Consider the following 20,873-nt stretch of genomic DNA (forward strand, 5'->3'; position numbering starts at 1 on the left):
CGGCACTGAGGGGCCTGTAGTCCCCGTTCGGCAGCCAACGGCAAGGACTTCGACCGTGGATTACAACGCCCAACTGGACGCAGCGCTCTCCCGCCTTCATCAGGAGGGGCGCTACCGCACCTTCATCGACATCGCGCGTGACAAGGGCCATTTCCCGCACGCCGTCTGGCACCGGCCCGACGGGACCGAGCAGCCGATCACCGTCTGGTGCGGCAACGACTACCTCGGCATGGGGCAGCATCCGGTCGTGATCGCCGCGATGCACGAGGCGCTGGACGCGGTCGGCGCGGGGTCGGGCGGGACGCGGAATATCTCGGGCACCACGGTCTACCACAAGCGGCTCGAGGCCGAGCTGGCGGACCTCCATGGGAAGGAGGCGGCCCTTCTCTTCACCTCCGCCTACATCGCGAACGACGCGACGCTGAGCACGCTCAGGACGCTGTTCCCCGGCCTCATCATCTACTCCGACGAGCTGAACCACGCCTCGATGATCGAGGGCATCCGTCGTGGCGGCGGGGCCAAGCGCATCTTCCGCCACAACGACGTGGCGCATCTGCGCGAGCTGCTGGAGAAGGACGACGCGCAGGCGCCGAAGCTGATCGCCTTCGAGTCGGTCTATTCGATGGACGGCGACTTCGGCCCGATCAAGGCCATCGTGGAGCTCGCGGAGGAGTTCGGGGCCCTGACCTACCTCGACGAGGTGCACGCGGTCGGGATGTACGGCCCGCGCGGCGGCGGCGTGGCCGAGCAGCTCGGCCTGATGCACCGCATCGACATCATCAACGCGACGCTCGGCAAGGCCGTCGGCGTGGTGGGGGGCTACATCGCGGCGTCCGCCCGGATGTGCGATGCGATCCGCTCCTATGCGCCCGGCTTCATCTTCACGACCTCGCTGCCCCCGGTCATCGCGGCCGGCGCGGCCGCCTCGGTCGCGCACCTCAAGAGGGACCAGGCGCTGCGGGACAAGCACCAGACGCAGGCAAAGATCCTCAAGACCCGGCTCAAGGGGCTCGGGCTTCCGATCATCGACCACGGCTCGCACATCGTGCCGCTGATCGTGGGCGATCCGGTGCACACCAAGATGATCTCGGACATGCTGTTGAGCGACTTCGGCATCTACGTCCAGCCGATCAACTTCCCCACCGTGCCGCGCGGGACGGAGCGTCTCCGCTTCACCCCCTCGCCGGTGCATGGGCCCAAGGAGATGGACGCGCTCGTGCGCGCTTTGGACAGGCTCTGGAGCCATTGTGCGCTGAATCGCGCCGAATTGGCTGGATGAACCAGAATTGATCTGATGCGTTGAGGTCACGACCGTGTTACGGTCGCCACAATGGGCCCACGAAAGCGAATCGTTAAGGGCCATTTTGGGGCGGGACGGGACTGTGGGGCGGACCTGATGATCGGGCGGGGCTATCTGCGCACCAAGGCTGTGGAAGAGGCGGACCAGAGAGGGTTCGACGCCTTCGAGTTGCGATTGGGCGATCTCATGCGGGGCGAGCGCGCGACGATGGGCAAGTCGCTCCTCGACATCCAGCGCGAACTCAAGATCAAGGCCGCCTACATCGCCGCGATCGAGAACGCCGATCCGTCGGCGTTCGATACCCCTGGATTCATAGCGGGTTACGTGCGGTCCTATGCGCGTTACCTCAACATGGACCCGGACTGGGCCTTCGAGACCTTCTGCAGGGAGTCCGGCTTCGCGACCCCCAGCGGGGCGCCTATGTCGTCGGCGGGTCGCGGCCCGCGAGAGGAGAAGGTCGCCGACACCGGGCTCGGGAAGGAGATCTTCGCGATCCAGGGTGGTCCGTTCCTGCCGGCCGGCGAGGGCTTCCTGGCCAATGTCGAGCCGCGTGCCGTGGGCTCGGTCCTCGTGCTCGTGGCGCTCCTGGCCGGACTGGGCTATGGCGGCTGGACCGTGCTGCGCGAGATTCAGAAGGTGACCTTCGCTCCGGTGGAGCAGGCGCCAACCGTCGTGGCGGAGGTCGATCCCCTCGCTGGCGGCGCCAAGCCCGAGGCCGAGGATCCGCAATTCGCGTCGATCGTGGTGCCCTCGGCCGAGGCGTTGGATCGGCTCTACCAGCCCGAGGCGCTGGACGTGCCCGTGCTTGTCCCGCGCGACGGACCCATCGCGGCGCTCGATCCGGCTTCGGTGGGGACGATCCCCGCGCCCACGTCGGCAGGTGCTTCGGTCGCGCCGGAGGCCACGGTGAACGTCGCCGCAACGCAGGTCTACGGGCCGCCGGCTCCGCCTTCGGCTGCGGCCGACCCGACCGGTGTCGAAGAGGCGCTGGCCAGCGTCCTGGGGCCGATGCCGGCGGATCCGGACGCCGTGCAGGTGACGACCGGGCCCGCCCCAAAGCTGGAGCTGGTCGCCGCGCGCGACGCCTGGGTGCGCGTGAATGCGCCGGATGGCTCGGTGATCTTCGAGGGCATCCTGAAGCCGGGCGACACTTTCGAGCTGCCGGCGACCGTGGAGCCGGCCAAGCTTCGTGTCGGCGATTCGGGTGCGCTCTACATGGCGGTGAACGGCGTGCCCTATGGCCCGGTGGGCGACGACGGTGCGGTCACGTCCGGCGTCGCTCTCTCGGCCGAGACGATCACGACCAGCTATGCCGCCGCCGACCCCGCGCAGGACGAGAAGCTGGCAGAATACGTGGCTGTCGCCTCGGCAGAGCAGGCGCAGGCCCGGACCATGCCCGGAGTCGAGGTCGCGCCGGCTGAGCCCGAGGACCCCGCCCTGACCGAGTGAGGCAACGCGCCCGGTTGCAGGGCAGGACGCGCGCGATTAGGTGTCGCGCGTCCCTGTCGGAGGCTGCGCATGTCCCTCAATCCTGTCCGCCCCTGGCGCAACATCGACCGGCGCCCCTCGCGCCGGATCATGGTCGGGAACGTGCCGGTCGGGGGCGGGGCTCCGATTTCCGTCCAGACGATGACCAACACCCTCACGACCGACGTGGCGGGCACCCTGGGCCAGGTCCTCGCGGCGGCGGAGGCGGGGGCGGACATCGTCCGCGTCTCCACGCCCGACGAGGAGTCGACGCGCGCCCTGCGTGAGATCGTGCGCGGCTCGCCCGTGCCGATCGTGGCGGACATCCATTTCCACTACCGCCGCGCCATCGAGGCCGCCGAGGCGGGCGCGGCCTGCCTGCGGATCAACCCCGGCAACATCGGCAGCCCCGAGCGCGTGCGCGAGGTGGTGAAGGCCGCGCGCGATCACGGCTGCTCCATGCGCATCGGGGTCAACGCCGGGTCGCTGGAGCGGCACCTGCTGGAGCAGTATGGCGAGCCCTGCCCGGAGGCGATGGTGCAGTCGGGGCTGGATCACATCAAGCTCCTGCAGGACCTCGACTTCCACGAGTTCAAGATCAGCGTGAAGGCCTCGGACGTGTTCCTGGCCGCCGCCGCCTATCAGGCACTGGCCGAGGTCACGGACGCCCCGCTGCATCTGGGGATCACCGAGGCCGGCGGGCTGATGACCGGCACGGTCAAGAGCGCGGTGGGCCTCGGCTTCCTCCTCTGGATGGGAATCGGAGACACGATCCGGGTATCGCTGAGCGCCGACCCGGTCGAGGAGGTGCGCGTCGGCTACGAGATCCTGAAGTCGCTGGGCCTGCGGCACCGGGGGGTGCAGATCATCTCCTGCCCGTCCTGCGCGCGGCAGGGCTTCGATGTCATCAAGACGGTCGAGGTGCTGGAGAAGCGGCTCGCCCATATCAAGACGCCGATGTCGCTGTCGATCATCGGCTGCGTGGTGAACGGGCCGGGCGAAGCGCTGATGACCGACGTCGGCTTTACCGGCGGCGGGGCCGGGCACGGGATGGTCTACCTCGCCGGCAAGCAGAGCCACCGCATGGACAACGACCGGATGGTCGACCACATCGTCGAGCAGGTCGAGGCCAAGGCGGCGGAGCTGGAGGCCGCGCGGGCGGCCCAAGCTCAAGCGGCGGAGTAGGGCCTAGCCCGCCCGCTCCTCCTCGACGATGCCCTGCATCAAGTTCAGGGGCACATAGCCCCTCACCATCTGGTCGCCGAAGACGAAGGTCGGCGTGCCCGAGATTCCGAGCGTCTGGGCGAGGGCATGGTTCTCGTCGATCACCGCTTGGACCTCGGGCGAGTCCATGCGGTCGAAGATGGGAGCGGGGTCGAGGTCGAAGCTCTCGGCGAGCTTGGTGAGGGAGCCCTCGTCGGCATCGGCCTGCAGGAGCATCAGCGCGTCGTGGACGTCCTTGTAGACGTCCGCTCCATGGAGCTGCTGCACGGCGATCGCGAAGCGAGAGGATAGGTCGCTCTGCGGGCCGAGGATCGGGAATTCCTTGAGGATGAAGCGGACGTTTCCGTCGCCGGACACGAGGTCCTCGACCTCCTGGAAGGCTTGTCGGCAATAGTGGCAGCGGTAGTCCATGAACTCGACCACCGTCACGTCGCCATCGGGGTTGCCGCCGACCCAGGAGTGGCCGTCGTTGGCGATGGCGTCCATGTTCTGCCGGACGAGGGCCTCGTCGGCCTCGATCTGCTGCTCCTGCTCGCGCTGCTGGAGGACCGAGATCGCCTCGGTCAGGACCTCCGGGTTCTCGAGGAGGTAGCTGCGCACCTCGGCCCGGAAGGCCTCCCGCTCCTCGTCCGTCATCGCGTTCAGGTCCAGCGCGTGGGCGGGCAGGGCGGTGCCGACGAGCAGGGCGGCAAGGGCGAGGTGGCGCAAGGGCATCGGCGGGTCTCCGGTCCGGTCTGTGGCGATCTGCGCACAACGGGCCCGAATTTCCAAGGGCCGGGCTGCGGCTCACGCAGGCTTGAGGCATGGTCCCGGCCCGCCCGTGGGACTGGGCTGCTGCCGGACGAAGGAGGGTGCATGGGAATCGGAGCCGTCGCGAAGGGGGTGCTCCTGACCCTCGTCCTGGTTGGGCAACCGCTCCTGGCTCAGGAGGCTCCGGCGAGGCTCGACCCGGCGGAAAGCTGGATCGACGACCGCTGGCGAGGGATCGAGCTGAGCCTCGTCCTGAGCCGCGCGGTGCCCTGGCGGGTCTTCACGCTCGACAGCCCCAGGCGGCTCGTGGTCGAGGTGCGGGGTGTCGACTGGGCGGGCGTGGAAACCGACAGTCTCCTCCTGGGCGACAACGCGACGGGACTGACGCTGGGCGAAGGGACGTCCGGCTGGGCGCGCCTGGAGGTGGAGCTCGGCCGCGCTCTCGCCGTGACCGAGGCTGGCATGACGGTCGCGGAAGGGGGCTCGTCGGCGAGGCTCCATCTGGTCCTGGAGGTGACGGACGACGAGAGCTTCGCGGCTTCGGCGGCGGCCCCGCCGTCGCAGGAGCCGGCTCTGGCCTCCCCGCCGGCCGCGCCGCCGGCGGACGGGACCTTCGTCGTGGCCATCGACCCGGGCCATGGCGGCGTCGATCCCGGTGCCGAGCGCGCGGGTCTCAAGGAGGCGGACCTGATGCTCGCGTTGGCCGAGGAGCTGGCCGAGGCACTGGAGGGCGCCGGCGTGGTCCCGGTGCTGACGCGAGAGGAGGACAGCTTCGTGCCGCTTCAGGAGCGGATGACACTGGCGCGGGCTGCGGGGGCGGACGTGCTGGTGTCGCTGCACGCGGACGCCCTCAAGGAGGAGGATGCCTCCGGGGCGTCGGTCTATACGCTGACGGACGAGGCGGTGGGCGAGGCCTCGGGCAAGATGGTGGAGCGGCACCAGGGCAGCGACCTGCTCGCCGGGCTGGACCTCCGGGGGGAGGACGACGCGGTGGCGACGGCCCTCATGGACCTGGCGCGCGCCGGTACCGTTCCGGCGTCGCGCCGCCTGGCCCAGGCGTTGGCGCGGGAGCTGCCCAAGGCGGGCGCGGCCCTGAACGACCATGCGCTGCGGCAGGCGCCGCTTGCGGTGCTGAACGCGGCGGACTTTCCGAGCGTGCTCCTCGAGACCGGCTTCCTGTCGGATGCGGGCGACCGGGGGCGGCTCTCGACGCCCGGCGGGCGGGCGCCGATCGTGCGGGGAATCGTCGCGGCGCTGACAAGGTGGGCGGCCGAGGAGGCCGGGCGGCCGGAGCCGCTCACCCGTTAGCGCCGCCGCGCGAGCCAGATCGTATGCCCCTCGCAGGCGGGCTCCTCGGGCCAGTAGCCCAGGACGTCGAAGCCCGCGTCGTCGAGCAGCGCGCTGTATTCGCCCGGGTCGAGGCTCGCGTGGTAGACGTCCGAGTCCCCGACGCGACCCGTGGCCTCTCCGGCGTGGGGCCCCGAGGTGAAGAGGAGCGCCGCGCCGGGACCCGCGAGGTCGGCGAAGGTGCGGAACATCGCCCGCTGGTCGTCGGGCGGCAGATGGAAGAAGCTGTCCCAAGCAAGGATGAGGTCGAAGGTCTCGCTGAGCTTGAGCCCCCGCATGTCCGCGTGGAGCGCGATCGCGCGGGGCACGACCTTGGCGAAGAGCTCGATCATCGGGCGCGAGGCGTCCACCCCCGTGACCATGCAGCCCCGGTCGAGGAGGTATTCCGCGATGGGCCGCCCGGCGCCGCAGCCGAGGTCGAGGACGCGCTTACGGCCCTTGGGATGCGGCGCCACCGCGAGGGCGCGGTCGAGCCAGGGCCTCTCGGTCAGGCGGCGATCGCGCGACTGGGCCCACTGGGCCCCCTCGCGGTCGTAGGTCGGGATCACGTCCTCGGGCTTCTTGGGCTCGGGCTTCATCACTCGTCTTTCCTTGGCGCGCGGCGCGGCGGTGTTCTGCCCCCACGCCCTCGTGAAGGGCCGGCGGGCGTCATGGCGCCGACATAGGGCCATCGGCTTTTGACCGCGAGGGGCAGCACCCCTATAAGCGGTGCGTTCCTCTGGCTGCTTGGACGGGCCCCTTGCTGCGATTCGTCATGTCCTTCCTCGGGGGCGTCTTCTCGATGCTGACCCTGGGCCTCGCGATGGGCGCCGTCACGCTGGGGGCGGTGTTCTACATGTATGGCCGGGATCTCCCCTCCATCGAGGTTCTGCAGCAGTATACGCCGCGAACGATCAGCCGCGTCTATAGCGGCGAAGGCCGGATCATCGACGAGTTCGCCACCGAACGACGGCTCTTCACCCCGTCCGAGGAGATCCCGGACCTCGTCAAGCACGCCTTCGTCTCGGCCGAGGACCAGAACTTCTACACCCATCCCGGCTTCGACATCCGCGGCATGGCCGCCGCCGCCGTGGAGGCCGTGCGGTCGCGCGGCCACGACATGCGCGGGGCATCGACCATCACGCAGCAGGTGATGAAGAACTTCCTGCTCTCGGCCGACCGCACGGCGGAACGCAAGATCAAGGAGCTGATCCTCGCCGTGCGCATCGAGAGGGCGATGAGCAAGGAGGACATCCTCGAGCTCTACCTCAACGAGATCTTCCTGGGCCAGAATTCCTACGGCATCACCGCCGCGGCCCAGACCTATTTCAACAAGCCGCTCACCGACCTGACTCCCGGCGAGGCCGCCTACCTCGCGGCGCTGGCGCAACGGCCGGGGAACCTCCACCCGGTGCGCGACTACGACGACGCGGTGGCGCGGCGGAACTACGTGCTGCGACGCATGGCCGAGGACGGCTACATCGACCAGCAGACCGCCGAGGTGGAGGCTGGCCTGCCGCTCAGGAGCGTGCAGTCCGGCGACTACGAGAGCTTCCGTGCGGAGCTGCCGCCGCGCGACTACTTCACCGACGAGATCCGTCGCCAGCTCTCCGAGAGCTTCGGGGACGAGCAGTTCGCCTCGGGCGGCTACGCGATCCGCGCGACCGTGGACCCGGAGCTCCAGTTGGATGCGGGCCCACGCGCTCCAACGGGCGCTGGAGAACTTCGACCGGGGGCAGGGGAAATGGCACGGGGTCGTGACCAAGCTGCCGCCGGAGTCGCTGGCAGACGAGGCGACCTGGCGGCAGGCTCTGGCCGACACCGACGCTCCGCGCGACATCACGCTGGACGGCCAGTGGTACCCGGCCGTGGTGCTGGAGATCGGCGACCAGCAGATGCGGCTCGGGATCGAGGGGGAGCACGCGGAGGACCCGGTGGTGCCCCGGTCGGACATCGACTGGATCCCCGGCAACTTCGACGACAACTTCGACGTGGGCGACGTGGTGCTGGTCCGCGAGAAGACGGGGGATGACGGCGCCTTCCTGAACTGGACCCTGCGGCAGGTGCCCGAGGTCGAAGGCGCCTTCATGGCCATGGACGTGAACACCGGGCGCGTCCTCGCCATGCAGGGGGGGTTCAGCTACCAGGCCTCGGTCTTCAACCGCGCGACGCAGGCGCGACGGCAGCCGGGCTCCGCCTTCAAGCCCTTCGTCTACGCGGCGGCGCTGGATTCGGGCTACACGCCCGCCACCATCGTGGTGGACGCGCCCATCGAGATCAACACGCCCGACGGGCTCTGGCAGCCCCAGAACGCGAGCGGCGAATACTACGGGCCGACGCCGCTTCGGACCGGGATCGAACAGTCGCGGAACCTGATGACGATCCGCCTCGCGCAGGAGATCGGCATGGAGACCGTCGCGGAGTACGCCGAACGGTTCGGCGTCTACGACGACATGAACCCCTACCTGTCGAACGCTCTGGGCTCTCAGGAGACGACCCTGTTCCGCATGGTCGCCGCTTACGCCATGTTCGCCAACGGCGGCGAGCGGGTGGAGCCCACGCTCGTGGACCGCATCCAGGACCGCTACGGCAACACGATCTACCGGCACGACCAGCGCGTCTGCACCGACTGCGCGGACCCGAGCCTCCCGCCCGGCGAGGGGCCCCACATCGAGAGCCACCGCACGCGCATCATGAACGCGGTGACCGCCTACGAGCTGACCTCGATGCTCGAGGGCGTGGTCCGGCGCGGCACGGCCGCCAAGGCCATCGACCTGCCCGTGCCCATCGCCGGCAAGACCGGGACCACCAACGAGGCCAAGGACGTCTGGTTCATCGGCTTCTCCTCGAACATCGTCGCGGGCTGCTACATCGGCTACGACACGCCGCGCTCCATGGGCGGGGCCTCGGGCGGGGGCGTCTGCGCGCCGGTGTTCCAGGAGTTCATGAAGCCCGTGGTGGACCGCTTCGGCGGCAGCGAGTTCCCGGTCCCCGAGGGGTGCAGCTTCATCAACATCGACCGCTTCTCGGGCGCGCGCCTGTCCGACGACGCGACGGGCGACAACGTCCAGTCCGAGTGCTTCCGCGCCGGCGAGGAGCCGGTCTTCGGCGTGACCTTCGACGGCGGCTTCGAGGTCTCGGGCGACCTGCCGCTGGTCGAGGAGGTTCGCTCGGCCTCGCGCAATGTCACCACCTCAACCGGCCAGACCGCGACGGTGGGCGAGGGGAACGCGAGCTTCGGGACAATCTCCTCGGGCGGGCTCTACTAGGCCCGCCTTGCCGCCCCCATGTGGGCGGGATATGAGCCAGCGGATTCCGCGAGAGGATTTTCCATGCGCACCGAGACGCAGAACGTCGTCGACTCCATCCGGGGCTCCATCGAGCTCGTGAGCCGGCGGATGGACCGCGAGACGGCCCGGCACCGCCTGGAGGAGTTCAACGCCCGCGTCGAGGACCCGACGCTCTGGAACGATCCCGAGGCGGCGCAGAAGCTCATGCGCGACCGGCAGGTGCTGCTCGACAAGCTGACCGGCGTCGAGGCCATGGAGCGCGATCTCAACGACAACGTCGAGCTGATCGAGATGGGAGAGATGGAGGGCGACGAGGGGATCGTCGCCGACGCCGAGGCCGCGCTGCGGGCGCTGAAGGAGCGGGCCGCCGGGAAGGAGCTCGAGGCCCTGCTCGACGGCGAGGCGGACGCGAACGACACCTTCCTCGAGATCAACGCCGGCGCGGGCGGCACCGAGAGCTGCGACTGGGCCGCGATGCTCGCCCGGATGTATGTCCGCTGGGCCGAGGCGCATGGCTACAAGGTGGAACTCGAGTCCGAGACGGCGGGCGAGGAGACGGGGATCAAGTCCGCGTCCTACAAGATCATGGGCCACAACGCCTATGGCTGGCTCAAGAGCGAGTCGGGCGTGCACCGGCTCGTGCGGATCAGCCCCTTCGGCTCGGGCGACAAGCGCCAGACTTCCTTCGCGAGCGTGTGGGTCTATCCGGTGGTGGACGATTCCATCGAGATCGACGTGCAGGACAAGGACATCCGCATCGACACCTTCCGCAGCTCGGGCGCCGGCGGGCAGCACGTCAACAAGACCGACTCGGCCGTGCGGATCACCCACTTCCCGACCGGGATCGTGGTGACGTCGTCGCTCAAGTCGCAGCACCAGAACCGCGACATTGCCATGCAGGCGCTGAAATCGCGGCTCTACCAGATGGAGCTCGACAAGCGGAATGCGGCCATCAACGCCGCGCACGAGGCCAAGGGCGAGGCCGGATGGGGCAACCAGATCCGGTCCTACGTGCTCCAGCCCTACCAGATGGTGAAGGACCTGCGCACCGGCTACGAGACCTCGGACACGCAGGGCGTGCTCGACGGCGACCTCGACGCCTTCATGGCGGCGACCCTTGCGCAGGATGTCGCGGGAAAGAGCCGAGCCGAAGCCCTCGCGGAGGATTGACGTAAACGTAAAGGCCTCTAGCTCCTCGCTTAAACGCCAAGGAGGCCATGCACATGCAACTTCGTCTTTCCTATCTCGCCGTTCCCGCCCTTCTTCTCGTCGCCGGATGCGATGAATCCATGATGATGGGTGGTGGCCAGACGGCCGGAGATGCCGGCACGATCGGGTCCGGCACGAACACCCAGGTCGGGGCCGACAACATCCAGACGACCGCGACCACGCCGCAAGGCATCCTGCGGGCACAACTCGCCGAGCCGAGCCAGGTGGGCGAGTGCGAGCGTCTGGCCCTCGTGATCGAAGACTCCGCCTCGACCGAAGTCGCGCGCCAGGCGGCGATCGAGGACCGGCAGCGGATCGGCTGCCCGGCCTGACCTCGGGATCAGGATCCCGAAAGGGGCTTCTCAGAACCCTCCCTCCGCGCGAACATCCGCGTGGAGGGAGGAGCCCCGCATGATCGAGATCGAAGCCACGTCACCCTCCGAAAACGCGCATCTTGTCGCGTCGTCGCTGCCCGACATCGGCACGGTCACCTTTGCCGATCTGGGCCACGCATTGCGCGCGGGCGCTTTCGACTTCAGGACGGCCCCCCGCTTCGGAGTGTTCTTCAGCGCCGTCTACGTGCTCGGCGGCTTCCTGATGGTCTGGCTGGGCGCCGGAACGGTGGTCTGGACGCTCGCCGTCTCGCTCGGCTTCCCCCTGGTGCCGCCCTTCGCCGCAGCCGGCCTCTACGAAGTGAGCCGTCGGCTCGAACAGGGCGAGCGGCTGACATGGGAGGGTGTCCTGGGCGTCGTCTGGAGGGAGCGGACGAGGCAGCTCCCCTGGGCGGGAGCGATCATCGTCATCTATTTCCTGTTCTACACCTTCCTCGCCCATATGATCTTTGCCCTGTTCATGGGCCTCTCGCCCATGACCAACGTCTCCTCGGGCTGGGACGCGTTCCTGACGCGGCAGGGCCTCACCGTGGTCGCGGTGGAGTTCGCTGTGGGCGGCGTCCTGGCCTTCCTGCTCTACGCGCTGACGGTGGTGAGCCTGCCTCTCCTCCTCGACCGCGAGCTGGACTTCGTGAGCGCCATGATCCTGAGCTTCAACGTCGTCGCGCAGAATCCCGTGACGATGGGCGCCTGGGCGCTGCTGATCGCCGTCACGACCCTCCTGGCGCTGGTGCCCTGGTTCCTGGGGCTCGTGGTCGTGCTGCCCGTGCTCGGCCATGCCACCTGGCATCTCTACCGCCGGGCACTCTCCTGAACGAGAAAGGGCGCCGCGAGCGGATCGCAGCGCCCCGATCCATGCAGGCCGGGTCGGATCAGCCTTGGCCTTCGCCCGACATGGAGGGCTTGGGCAGCACCTTGGTCGCGGCGTTCAGGGGGTCTTCCTGGCGCTGGACTGAGCCTTCGAAGTGGGCGCCGGACTCGATCGCGATGGTCTTGTGGATGATGTCGCCTTCGACCCGTGCGGTGGAGGTGAGGCGCACCTTGAGGCCACGCACCCGGCCGATGATCCGGCCGTTGATGACCACGTCGTCGGCCACGAGCTCGCCCCGGACGGTGGCGCCCTCGCCGACGGTCAGAAGGTGGGCGCGGATGTCGCCCTCGACCTGACCCTCGATCTGGATGTCGCCGGTGGTCTTGATGTTGCCCTTGATGTGCAGGTCGGTCGACAGGATCGACGCGGGTGGCTTGGCCTTCGGGGCCTGGGGACGGTAGTCGGCGGCCTGACCGACGGCCGTTCCCGTGGCGGGCGCCGGGGCGGGGGTCGCCTGCGGCTGCACGCCTGCGCCGGGTCCCGGCTCGTTGATCTTGGACTTAGAGAACATCCTCACCTGCTCCGATGTAGATCATGGGGTCGAGAGGCTCGCCATTGACCCGGATCTCGTAGTGGAGATGGGGCCCGGTGGAGCGTCCGGAGTTGCCCATATCACCGATCCTATCCCCGCGCGAGACCCTTTGCCCGACTTCCACGCGGATCGCGTTGAGGTGTCCGAAGCGCGTCTCGATGCCGTTGGCGTGCTGGACCTTGATGAGCCGGCCGTAACCCGAGGACCAGCCAGCGAAGGTCACGACACCTTCGGCGGTCGCATAGACGGGTGTGCCGATCGGGCCGGCGAGGTCCACGCCCTCGTGCATCCGCCCCCAGCGCACCTTGAAGCCGGAAGTGTAACGGAACGCATCGTGGAGCGGCAGGCTAAGAGGCACGCGGTCCACGGCGATCCGATAAAGGTTGATGCGGTCGAGCTCGTCCAGGATACGGTTGGCCCGCAGCGTGGCGTCGTCCTGCGAGGGCGCGCCCATGGTGGACATCTGGATCGGGGTCAGCGGGCCGCCCTGACCGCCGTAGCCTTTCTGGACTTCGTCGATCAGGTCGTCAGGGTCCAGGCCCGCGCTGCGGAACATGTTGTCGAGCGGCTCGACCGAGATCGTCAGGGCGTCCTCGAGCTGGGCGAAGATCTCGTCGTTGCGTTCGTCCATCAGCCGCAGCTCGAGGTCGAGGTCGCTCGCACGCTCCGCGGCCGACTCGGCCTTGGCCTCGAGCGAGTCGCGTTCGGCCGCGGTCTCGGCCAGGGCCTGGGTCACGAAATCGATGGTGCCGGTCAGCTCGTCCGGGTCCACTCCCGGCGCGTCGGTCTGCGCGGTCAGCGCGGCGAGCTGCTCGCGCGCCTCCTGCCGATCCGTCATGGCCTGCCGCAGGGTGTCGTGCACGACCCCGAGGCCAGTCTCGAGCTCGCGGCGCCTCTCCTCCGAGGCCAGGAGCTCGCTCTGCATCGAGGAGACTTGCTGGAGCGCGGCGGCGAAGCGGTCCTGTGCGGCGACGGCCTCCTCCGCGCGGAGGTCACGCTCAGCCGAGAGCGCGTTCAGCCGGTCCTCGTAGATCATCTTGTCGCGCTCGGCCTGAGCCCGGAAGTTGCCCGCGCCGATCGAGTCCATGAGGAGGATCGCGGTGGCAACCGTCGTCCAGCCTACGAAGATCGTGCTGCCCGTCCAGGCGACGAGCTGCGTCGCGGGCTTGAGGCGGATGAAGCGGGTGTGGTCCTCGGATTTCAGGAAGAGGCGTCGTTCCGGAAAACGGCGTTCGAGGGCCGCGTGCACGCGCTGCATCACTTGCGAGGTCAATGATCCGCCTCCCTGCCGGGCCTTGGTGGCCCGCTGTCCCGGCGATTGGGCTAGCGGTGGTCCTCCCGCGTCGCAACAGCTTTGACCCTGTCCATGCCGCAACAGGCGTCATCCAGCCCGGGAGCGGCGAGATTCTGCCGAGCAGAAAGGTCACAGGGAACTAAATTCTGCGCATTTGTCACAGGAGTGAAGCAAATGGGTCACAGATCGTGCGGGGCAGCCTCGCCGCTATCCGGCGTGAGCCGAACCTGCGATTCTCTCGAAGTGTCCGAGTACCTCCTGCGCGTGGCCTTCCGCCTTCCTCACGGTCCAGACTTGGGCGACATCGCCCACCGGGTCGATCAGGACGGTCGTGCGGACGATGCCCATGTAGGCTCTGCCGAACATGGTCTTCTCCTGCCAGACTCCATAATCCCTGAGCGTCTCGCCCTTCTCGTCGGCAAGAAGGGGGATGCCCAGGCCTGCCTTCCTCACGAACCGGCCCTTGGCCGCGACGGTCCCGGTGGAGACTCCCAGAACCGCCGCGCCAGCCGCTTCGAACCGGGGCTGGAGGCCGGTGAACTCCTGCGCTTCGAGAGTGCAGGCGGCGGTGTCGTCCTTCGGGTAGAAAAACAGCACGACATGGCGGCCCCGCAGGTCCGCCAGCGAGACGGTGCCGCCGCCGTCGCGCGGCAGCGTGAAGGTCGGGGCGGGCTGTCCGGGAGCGACGGTCATGGGCGCTTCTTCGCGCAGGCGTGACCTTTGGCCAAGGACTGTGACCTCCTGGCTGCTTCCTTTCCCATGGACGTGGCGCGATGATGACAGGATGCGCGGCGGTCCGTTTCTCATCCCATGACCCTTCACGTGACCGAGCCGCTGAGCCCCGGCGCGGGTGCGCCGCCGTCGCGCCAGCCCGACGCGCCATCCCCCGGTCCCAGCGGCGACGCGCGCCCAGGGCCGCGGCTGGGCATCCGCACGCGACTGTCGGTTCGGGTCCTCCTTGTCACGGTGCTCGCACCGCTCGTCTTCCTCCTCGCCGCGCCTCTTCTCCTCGTCGGGCAGGAGATCACGGCCCCGAGCTGGGTGCGCGACCGGGTCGAGGCGGCGGCGGCCTCGGCGCTCGGGGGGGGCGCGCTCCGCTTCGAGGCGATCACCGTGCGCGTGCCGGCGGATCTCCACCCCGAGGTGCGCCTCCTCGGGGCGACCCTCCGCGACCGCGCGGGGCGTCTCGTGGCCCATGTCCCGTCCGTCGCGATGCAGGTCTCCCCCCGGGGACTCCTCTTCGAGCACCGCCTCCTCGTGCAGGAGATCGACCTGGACGGCGCCGAGCTGTCGCTGTCGCGCGCGCGGGACGGCCGCGTCGATCTCGCCTTCGGGACGCCGGGGCCAAGGCCGCCTGTCGGTCGGGCCGAGGGCTTGGCCTCGCTCCCCGACCAGTTCGAGCGGCTCTTCGAGCGGCCGGCCCTGTCGGCCTTGCGGCAGGTGCGGGTCGAGGGCCTCGTGGTCAACTACCAGGACGAGCGCGTCGGGCGGACCTGGACCGTGGACGGCGGGTCGCTCGGGCTCGACCTCTCGGGCGGCATGACCCGGCTCTCGGGCGAGGTCTCGGTCCTCTCGGGGCGGTCCTACGTGACGCGCGCCCGGATCGACTACGAGAGCCCTCGGGGGAGTCCGGCGGCGGACATCAACGTGATCGTGACGGACGTGGCTGCGGCCGACGTGGCGAGCCAGAGTCCCGCGCTCACCTGGCTCAGGGTCGTGGACGCGCCGATCTCGATGGCGCTGCGGGCCAGTCTCGACGAACAGGGGGCGCTGGGGCCGACCAGCGTGGCGCTCAAGATCGCCCAGGGGGAATTGCGCCCACATCCGAGCCTGGAGCCCGTGCGCTTCGACGTGGCCCGTGCCTACCTGTCCTACGATCCCCTCGCCCAGGCGGTGCGCTTCGACCGGGTCGAGGTGCGGAGCGACTGGGGCGGCGTGCTGGGCTCGGGCCGCGCCGACCTGCGCGAGATCCAGGCGGGCTTGCCCCGTGCGCTGCTGGGCCAGTTCACCTTGCGGGACGTGACGCTGAACCCGCCCGGCCTCTACGACGCCCCCGCGCACCTGCCCGAGGCCACCGCCCAGTTCCGCCTCCGCCTCGACCCCTTCACGGTGGATGTCGCGCAGGCGAGCCTCGCCCTGCCCGGCGAGGAGGGTAGCCGGCTCGACCTGTCCGGCCAAGTCGCGGGCTCGGAGGAGGGCTGGCGCGTGGCGCTCGACGCCCATCTGGGCGAGATCGCGCGGGACCGCATCATGGCGCTCTGGCCCGAACGGTTCCGGCCGGGCCTGCGCGCCTGGCTGGACACGAACCTGACGACGGGCACCCTGCGGAACCTCGCCGCCGCGCTGCGGATCGTCCCGGGAGATGCGCCGGGGATCGCGGTCACAGCGGACTTCGCGGGGCTCGACGTGAAGCCGCTCTGGACCCATCCGCCGATCACCGGCGGGTCCGGACGCATGACCTGGGAGGACGGCGTCTTCACGGCGGCGCTCGACAGGGGACAGGTCGAGGCGCCGGAGGGTGGGCCGATCGAAATCGGTGGCACGGCCATCGCGATCCATCCGCCTGGTCCCGATGGGCGGTCCCCGGCGACCGTGGATCTTTCGGCCCGGGGTCCGGTCACGGCGGCGCTGTCGCTGCTGGACCAGCCGCCCTGGCGGTTCCTGAGCTCGGCCGGGCTGCCCGTCAGGCTGGCCGACGGGCGGGCCGAGGCCACGGGTACCATCGACCTCTTCCTCGGGACCATGCAGCCGGGCGAGCTGCGTTACGACGTTGCCGCGACTCTCCGCGACGTGAGCACCGACCTGCTGATTCCGGGGTTCACCCTGGGCTCGGACGCCGTTACGGCGACCGTCACGCCCGCCGGGCTCGAGATCGCCGGCCCTGCGACCGTGGGGTCCGCCCGGGTCGAGGGCTCCTGGCGGCAAGGCTTCGCGCCCGAGGACAAGGGCCGGTCGCAGGTCCGGGCCCAGGTCGAGATCAATCCGCGCGTCCTGGACGAGTTCGGCATCCTCCTGCCCGAGGGCAGCGTCTCGGGCGAAGGCCAAGGTGATCTGACCGTGGACTTCGCCAGCGGCAAGGCGCCGGCCTTCTCGCTCAGGTCGGGGCTCGGGGGGCTGGCGCTCTCGGTGCCCGAGATCGGCTGGTCCAAGGGCGCGGGCCGCAGCGGCGAGCTGCTGGTCGAGGGCAGCCTCGGGAGCCCCGTCAAGGTGGACCGCATCGACGTCACCGCCCCTGGCCTCTCGGCCGAGGGCGACCTGCGGCTGACCGGGGCGGGGGCCTTCGACCGCCTCCGCATCTCACGGCTGAAAGTCGGAGACTGGCTCGACGCGCCGGTGACGCTGACGGCACGGCCGGGGAGCGACACCCCCGCCGTGGAGGTCTCGGGCGGGACGCTGGACCTCGCCGCCGCCGCCTTCGGGAGCGGCGGGAGCGGGGACGGTGGCCCGGTCAAGGTCGCGCTCGACCGGCTGCAGGTCACCGAGGACGTCGCGTTGACGGATTTCGCCGGCGACTTCTCGACCACGGCGGGGCTGGAGGGACGATTCTCGGGCTTCGTGAATGGTGGACCACCGGTGACCGGGAGGGTGGCTCCCCAGGGAGACCGCGTCGCCGCCCGCATCCAGGGCGAGGATGCCGGCGCCGTGATGAAGGCCGCGAACCTCTTCACCCGCGCCGAGGGCGGCGCCCTCGACCTCCTGATCCTGCCGGTGGACGAGGCGAGCTACTCGGGCGAGCTCTGGATCACCGACCTCAAGGTCCGCGACGCCCCGGTGCTGGCCTCGCTCCTCAATGCGGCGTCGGTGATCGGGCTCCTGCAGCAGCTCGGCGGGCAGGGGATCCTCTTCGACGAGGTCTCGGCCGATTTCCGCATCGACCCGACGGCGGTCACCGTGAACCGGGCGAGCGCCATGGGCGCGGGGCTGGGGATCTCGATGGCCGGGGTCTTCGACACCGAGAACTACCTGATGAGCTTCCAAGGCGTGCTGTCGCCTCTCTACCTCCTGAACGGCATCGGCTCGATCCTGACGCGGCCGGGCGAAGGGCTACTAGGGTTCAACTTCACCCTGAATGGCGATCCCGATGCGCCCGCGGTCGGGGTGAACCCGCTATCCGTGCTCGCCCCCGGCGCGCTGCGGGACCTGCTGCGACGTCACCGTGGCGTGCCCCGGCTGCCACCGGCCGTTGCCCCCGAGGAGCCCGCACGCTAGCGGGGGTGCATGAAGCTCTCGGACTTCGACTTCGACCTGCCCCCCGACCGGATCGCGACACGGCCTGCCCGGCCGCGCTCCTCCGCTCGCCTCCTCGTGGCCGGGCCCTCCACGATCGAGGACCTGCGCGTCTCGGACCTGCCCGAGGTGCTGCGGCCCGGCGACCGGCTGGTGCTCAACGACACCAAGGTGATCCCGGCGCGGCTCACCGGCACCCGCCGGCGCGGCGAGGCCGTGGCGCGGATCGAGGCCACGCTGCTCTCGGATCGGGGCGAGGGGCTCTGGACGGCGCTCCTGAAGCCCCTCCGCAAGGTCCGGGAAGGCGAGGCCATCGACTTCGGGCAGGGCCTCTCTGCTACCTTCGAAGGGCGCGAGGGCGAAGAGGGGCTCCTCCGCTTCACCCTCTCGCCCGAGGCCTTCGCCGTGGCGCTGGCCCAGGCCGGACGGATGCCCCTGCCTCCCTACATCGAGGCCCTGCGTCCCCCGGACGAGCAGGACCGGGAGGACTACCAGACCGTCTGGGCCACCCGCGAAGGTGCCGTCGCCGCGCCGACCGCGTCGCTCCACTTCGACGAGCCGCTGCTGGACGCCCTACGGAAGCGTGGCATTGCCTTCACCCACGTTACGCTGCACGTCGGCGCCGGCACCTTCCTGCCGGTGAAGGTCGATGACATCGCCGAGCACAAGATGCATGCCGAATGGGGCGAGGTGACCGAGGCCGCCGCCGAGCAGATCGCCGCGACGAAGCGCGAAGGCGGACGCGTGATCCCGGTCGGCACCACGGCGCTGCGGTTGATCGAATCCGCCGCGCGAGGCGGCGCCATCGCGCCCTGGCGAGGCGAGACCGACATCTTCATCACCCCGGGCTTCGAGTTCCAGGTGACGGACGGGCTGATGACCAACTTCCACCTGCCGAGGTCCACGCTGATGATGCTGGTCTCGGCCGTGCTGGGCCTCGACCGAATTCGCGAAGTCTACGACCACGCCATCGCCGTGGGCTACCGCTTCTTCTCGTACGGCGACGCCTCGCTTCTTCTGCCCAAGGGCCGCTAACCGGAGCGCGCGAGTCGCCTTCAGGCGAGTGGGGCCGCGGCAATATGGTAGGGGCAGGGACAGGAACAAGGAACGGCCATGCTGCAAGTCCTCGCCAGCGCTTGGGCGCTCCTTCTCGGGATGTACCTCCTGATGATCGGCAACGGTCTCCAGGGGACGCTCCTTGGCCTGCGCGGAGAGATCGAGAGCTTCACGACGCTCGAGATCTCGGTCGTGATGTCGGCCTACTTCGTGGGCTTCCTCTTCGCCTCGCGCCTCGCGCCAACCCTGATCCGGCGGGTCGGGCACGTGCGCGTCTTCTCGGCGCTGGGCTCCGGCATCTCGGCCATCCTGATCCTCTACCCGATCCTGCCCGAGCCCTGGGTCTGGGCCCTGGCCCGCGCGGCCATCGGCTTCTGCTACTGCGGGGTCTACATCACCGCCGAGTCCTGGCTGAACGCCGCCGCCTCGAACGAGAACCGGGGCAAGGCGCTGTCGCTCTACATGGTCGTGCAGATGGGCGGGATCATCACTGCGCAATGGCTCATCTCGCTCAACGACGTGTCGGGATTCGCGATCTTCATTATCCCTTCCATCCTCGTGAGCCTCAGCTTCGCGCCCGCGCTCCTCTCGGCCACCCAGACCACCCCCGAGTTCACGACGACGAAGCCCCTGAAGCTCAAGACGCTGCTCGCCGCCTCGCCGCTCGCCTGCGCCGGGATGTTCCTCCTGGGCAGCGTATTCTCCGCCCAGTTCGGGATGTCGGCCGTCTACGGCACGCGCGCGGGCCTGACCGAGGCCGAGATCACCTGGATGGTCTCGCTCACCTACATCGCGGCGATGGCGGCGCAGTATCCCATCGGCTGGCTCTCGGACCGGATCGACCGGCGCTTGCTGATCCTGGGATTGTCCGCCCTGGGTGGCGGGACGGCGTTGGCGGCCATCCTGCTGCCGCCGCACCTGTGGTTTATCCTGATGACGGCGGCGGTCGTGGGAGGAACCTCGAATCCCCTCTATGCGCTCCTCATCGCCTACGCGAACGACTATCTTGACCGCGAGGACATGGCCGGCGCCTCGGCCGGGCTCTTGTTCATCAACGGGCTCGGCGCCATAGCCGGACCCCTGGTGGTGGGATGGATGATGGACGTGATGGGGGCGCAGGGCTTCTGGACGATCATCGCCGTGGTGATGCTCGCCCTCGCAGCCTATGCCTGGTGGCGGATGCGCGTCGCGCCAGGCAAGCCCATCGTCGGCGAGAGGACGACCTTCACGCCCATTCCCGCCGCCGCCACCCCCGTTGCCGCCGATGTAACCGAAAGGAAGGTCGCATGATGTTGCCCGGTGCCAAGGACGTGCTGGACTTCTGGCTCCACGAGGTCGGAGAGGACGGATGGTTCGGCGGTGGAGACGAGCTGGACCGGAAGGTGCGCGACCGCTTCCTCCCCGTCTGGGAGGCCGCGATGGAGGGGCGCCTCGGCCTTTGGCTCACCACCCCGCGCGAGGCGCTGGCCTATGTCATCCTCCTCGACCAGTTCCCGCGCAACATGTTCCGGGGCGATCCGAGGAGCTTCGCCTCGGACCCGCTCGCCCGGGCGGCCGCCAAGACGGCGATCAACCGCGACTGGGATCTCCGGGTGACCGAGCGGGAAAGGGTGTTCTTCTACCTGCCGCTCGAGCATTCCGAGAACCTCGTGGACCAGGACCGCTGCGTCCGACTGACGAAGGCGCGCATGCCCGAGCTCGGGGCCGAGTATCTCCTGCACGCGCGCGCTCACCGCGAGCAGATCCGTCGATTCGGACGCTTTCCGACCCGCAACGAGATCCTGCGTCGCCCCAGCACGCCCGAGGAGGCCGAGTTCCTGGCCAGGGGCGGCTATCCCGCGCTGGTGAAGGAGATGGGTGCCGAGGCGGCCTGAGCCGTCCCTCTCTGGCGGCGCCCCTTCGCTTGCACTACTAGTCGCCTCTGAACCTTCGGAA

16 protein-coding genes and 1 pseudogene are annotated in these 20,873 nt (G+C 69.5%); 12 read left to right on the forward strand and 5 right to left on the reverse strand.

Annotated features, from left to right (window positions below; translation table 11 throughout):
• Positions 1-55 precede the first annotated feature (55 nt).
• The 3 genes from hemA to ispG all read left to right on the forward strand — a co-directional run bounded on the left by hemA (position 56) and on the right by ispG (position 3,952).
• Positions 56-1,279: a 5-aminolevulinate synthase gene (gene hemA, locus RUMESO_RS01505; protein WP_037277518.1), complete on the forward strand. Its 1,224-nt coding sequence runs from the start codon at positions 56-58 to the stop codon at positions 1,277-1,279.
• A 117-nt stretch (positions 1,280-1,396) separates the two neighbouring features.
• Positions 1,397-2,749 (forward strand): helix-turn-helix domain-containing protein, encoded by a 1,353-nt coding sequence (locus RUMESO_RS01510; protein ID WP_037277520.1) that lies wholly within the window; start codon positions 1,397-1,399, stop codon positions 2,747-2,749.
• A gap of 69 nt (positions 2,750-2,818) precedes the next feature.
• Complete coding sequence (gene ispG, locus RUMESO_RS01515) at positions 2,819-3,952, forward strand: flavodoxin-dependent (E)-4-hydroxy-3-methylbut-2-enyl-diphosphate synthase (RefSeq protein WP_037277522.1); 1,134 nt, start codon at positions 2,819-2,821, stop codon at positions 3,950-3,952.
• Positions 3,953-3,955: 3 nt separating this feature from the next.
• Here ispG and RUMESO_RS01520 read toward each other — a convergent pair whose 3' ends face one another.
• Positions 3,956-4,705 (reverse strand): DsbA family protein, encoded by a 750-nt coding sequence (locus tag RUMESO_RS01520; RefSeq protein ID WP_037277523.1) that lies wholly within the window; start codon positions 4,703-4,705, stop codon positions 3,956-3,958.
• A 141-nt stretch (positions 4,706-4,846) separates the two neighbouring features.
• Here RUMESO_RS01520 and RUMESO_RS01525 point away from each other — a divergent pair, with 141 nt between their 5' ends.
• Positions 4,847-6,049, forward strand: coding sequence for an N-acetylmuramoyl-L-alanine amidase (locus tag RUMESO_RS01525; RefSeq protein WP_037277526.1), 1,203 nt, complete (start codon positions 4,847-4,849; stop codon positions 6,047-6,049).
• Here the strand turns inward: RUMESO_RS01525 and RUMESO_RS01530 are convergent.
• Positions 6,046-6,666: a class I SAM-dependent DNA methyltransferase gene (locus RUMESO_RS01530; protein WP_037277527.1), complete on the reverse strand. Its 621-nt coding sequence runs from the start codon at positions 6,664-6,666 to the stop codon at positions 6,046-6,048. The genes RUMESO_RS01525 and RUMESO_RS01530 overlap by 4 nt on opposite strands.
• Before the next feature lie 161 nt (positions 6,667-6,827).
• Between RUMESO_RS01530 and RUMESO_RS01535 the strand changes: the two are divergent.
• The 4 genes and pseudogenes from RUMESO_RS01535 (at position 6,828) to RUMESO_RS01550 (ending at position 11,772) form a co-directional block, all read left to right on the forward strand.
• Positions 6,828-9,336, forward strand: a pseudogene (locus tag RUMESO_RS01535) (penicillin-binding protein 1A).
• Positions 9,337-9,399: 63 nt separating this feature from the next.
• Positions 9,400-10,527 (forward strand): peptide chain release factor 2, encoded by a 1,128-nt coding sequence (gene prfB, locus RUMESO_RS01540; protein WP_037277528.1) that lies wholly within the window; start codon positions 9,400-9,402, stop codon positions 10,525-10,527.
• Positions 10,528-10,580: 53 nt separating this feature from the next.
• Entirely contained in the window at positions 10,581-10,898 is a 318-nt protein-coding gene (locus RUMESO_RS01545; protein WP_037277529.1) for a hypothetical protein, read from the forward strand.
• 79 nt (positions 10,899-10,977) lie between these two features.
• On the forward strand, positions 10,978-11,772 hold the full coding sequence (locus RUMESO_RS01550; protein ID WP_051520901.1) for a DUF2189 domain-containing protein: 795 nt from the start codon (positions 10,978-10,980) through the stop codon (positions 11,770-11,772).
• A gap of 58 nt (positions 11,773-11,830) precedes the next feature.
• Here the strand turns inward: RUMESO_RS01550 and RUMESO_RS01555 are convergent, their stop codons facing one another.
• The 3 genes from RUMESO_RS01555 to RUMESO_RS01565 form a co-directional block, all read right to left on the reverse strand.
• Positions 11,831-12,340 (reverse strand): bactofilin family protein, encoded by a 510-nt coding sequence (locus RUMESO_RS01555; RefSeq protein ID WP_037277530.1) that lies wholly within the window; start codon positions 12,338-12,340, stop codon positions 11,831-11,833.
• Positions 12,330-13,634: a M23 family metallopeptidase gene (locus RUMESO_RS01560; RefSeq protein ID WP_245639104.1), complete on the reverse strand. Its 1,305-nt coding sequence runs from the start codon at positions 13,632-13,634 to the stop codon at positions 12,330-12,332. The genes RUMESO_RS01555 and RUMESO_RS01560 overlap by 11 nt, the downstream gene beginning before the upstream one ends.
• A 228-nt stretch (positions 13,635-13,862) precedes the next feature.
• A complete protein-coding gene (locus RUMESO_RS01565; protein WP_037277534.1) occupies positions 13,863-14,348 on the reverse strand; it encodes a peroxiredoxin in 486 nt (161 codons plus the stop codon).
• A gap of 129 nt (positions 14,349-14,477) precedes the next feature.
• Between RUMESO_RS01565 and RUMESO_RS01570 the strand changes: the two genes are divergently transcribed.
• From RUMESO_RS01570 to RUMESO_RS01585, 4 genes are all read left to right on the forward strand, one after another.
• Positions 14,478-17,864, forward strand: coding sequence for a DUF3971 domain-containing protein (locus RUMESO_RS01570; RefSeq protein ID WP_156362585.1), 3,387 nt, complete (start codon positions 14,478-14,480; stop codon positions 17,862-17,864).
• A gap of 9 nt (positions 17,865-17,873) precedes the next feature.
• Entirely contained in the window at positions 17,874-18,917 is a 1,044-nt protein-coding gene (gene queA / locus RUMESO_RS01575) for a tRNA preQ1(34) S-adenosylmethionine ribosyltransferase-isomerase QueA (RefSeq protein ID WP_037277535.1), read from the forward strand.
• Between the two features lie 78 nt (positions 18,918-18,995).
• Positions 18,996-20,228 carry an MFS transporter gene (locus RUMESO_RS01580; RefSeq protein WP_037277536.1) on the forward strand — a complete coding sequence of 411 codons (1,233 nt, stop codon included), beginning with the start codon at positions 18,996-18,998 and terminating at the stop codon, positions 20,226-20,228.
• Positions 20,225-20,812, forward strand: a complete 588-nt coding sequence (locus tag RUMESO_RS01585; protein ID WP_037277537.1) for a DUF924 family protein — start codon at positions 20,225-20,227, stop codon at positions 20,810-20,812. The genes RUMESO_RS01580 and RUMESO_RS01585 overlap by 4 nt, the downstream gene beginning before the upstream one ends.
• Positions 20,813-20,873 lie beyond the last annotated feature (61 nt).

The sequence above is a fragment of the Rubellimicrobium mesophilum DSM 19309 genome (genome assembly GCF_000600335.2).
Classification (GTDB): Bacteria; Pseudomonadota; Alphaproteobacteria; order Rhodobacterales; family Rhodobacteraceae; genus Rubellimicrobium; species Rubellimicrobium mesophilum.

What these genes read in the sequence shown, in the direction of transcription:
- RUMESO_RS01510 (WP_037277520.1), top strand. Translation starts at nt 1,397, where the DNA reads ATGATCGGGCGGGGCTATCTGCGCACCAAGGCTGTGGAAGAGGCGGAC.
- ispG (WP_037277522.1), top strand. Translation starts at nt 2,819, where the DNA reads ATGTCCCTCAATCCTGTCCGCCCCTGGCGCAACATCGACCGGCGCCCC.
- RUMESO_RS01520 (WP_037277523.1), bottom strand. Translation starts at nt 4,705, where the DNA reads ATGCCCTTGCGCCACCTCGCCCTTGCCGCCCTGCTCGTCGGCACCGCC.
- RUMESO_RS01525 (WP_037277526.1), top strand. Translation starts at nt 4,847, where the DNA reads ATGGGAATCGGAGCCGTCGCGAAGGGGGTGCTCCTGACCCTCGTCCTG.
- RUMESO_RS01530 (WP_037277527.1), bottom strand. Translation starts at nt 6,666, where the DNA reads ATGAAGCCCGAGCCCAAGAAGCCCGAGGACGTGATCCCGACCTACGAC.
- prfB (WP_037277528.1), top strand. Translation starts at nt 9,400, where the DNA reads ATGCGCACCGAGACGCAGAACGTCGTCGACTCCATCCGGGGCTCCATC.
- RUMESO_RS01545 (WP_037277529.1), top strand. Translation starts at nt 10,581, where the DNA reads ATGCAACTTCGTCTTTCCTATCTCGCCGTTCCCGCCCTTCTTCTCGTC.
- RUMESO_RS01550 (WP_051520901.1), top strand. Translation starts at nt 10,978, where the DNA reads ATGATCGAGATCGAAGCCACGTCACCCTCCGAAAACGCGCATCTTGTC.
- RUMESO_RS01555 (WP_037277530.1), bottom strand. Translation starts at nt 12,340, where the DNA reads ATGTTCTCTAAGTCCAAGATCAACGAGCCGGGACCCGGCGCAGGCGTG.
- RUMESO_RS01565 (WP_037277534.1), bottom strand. Translation starts at nt 14,348, where the DNA reads ATGACCGTCGCTCCCGGACAGCCCGCCCCGACCTTCACGCTGCCGCGC.
- queA (WP_037277535.1), top strand. Translation starts at nt 17,874, where the DNA reads ATGAAGCTCTCGGACTTCGACTTCGACCTGCCCCCCGACCGGATCGCG.
- RUMESO_RS01580 (WP_037277536.1), top strand. Translation starts at nt 18,996, where the DNA reads ATGCTGCAAGTCCTCGCCAGCGCTTGGGCGCTCCTTCTCGGGATGTAC.
- RUMESO_RS01585 (WP_037277537.1), top strand. Translation starts at nt 20,225, where the DNA reads ATGATGTTGCCCGGTGCCAAGGACGTGCTGGACTTCTGGCTCCACGAG.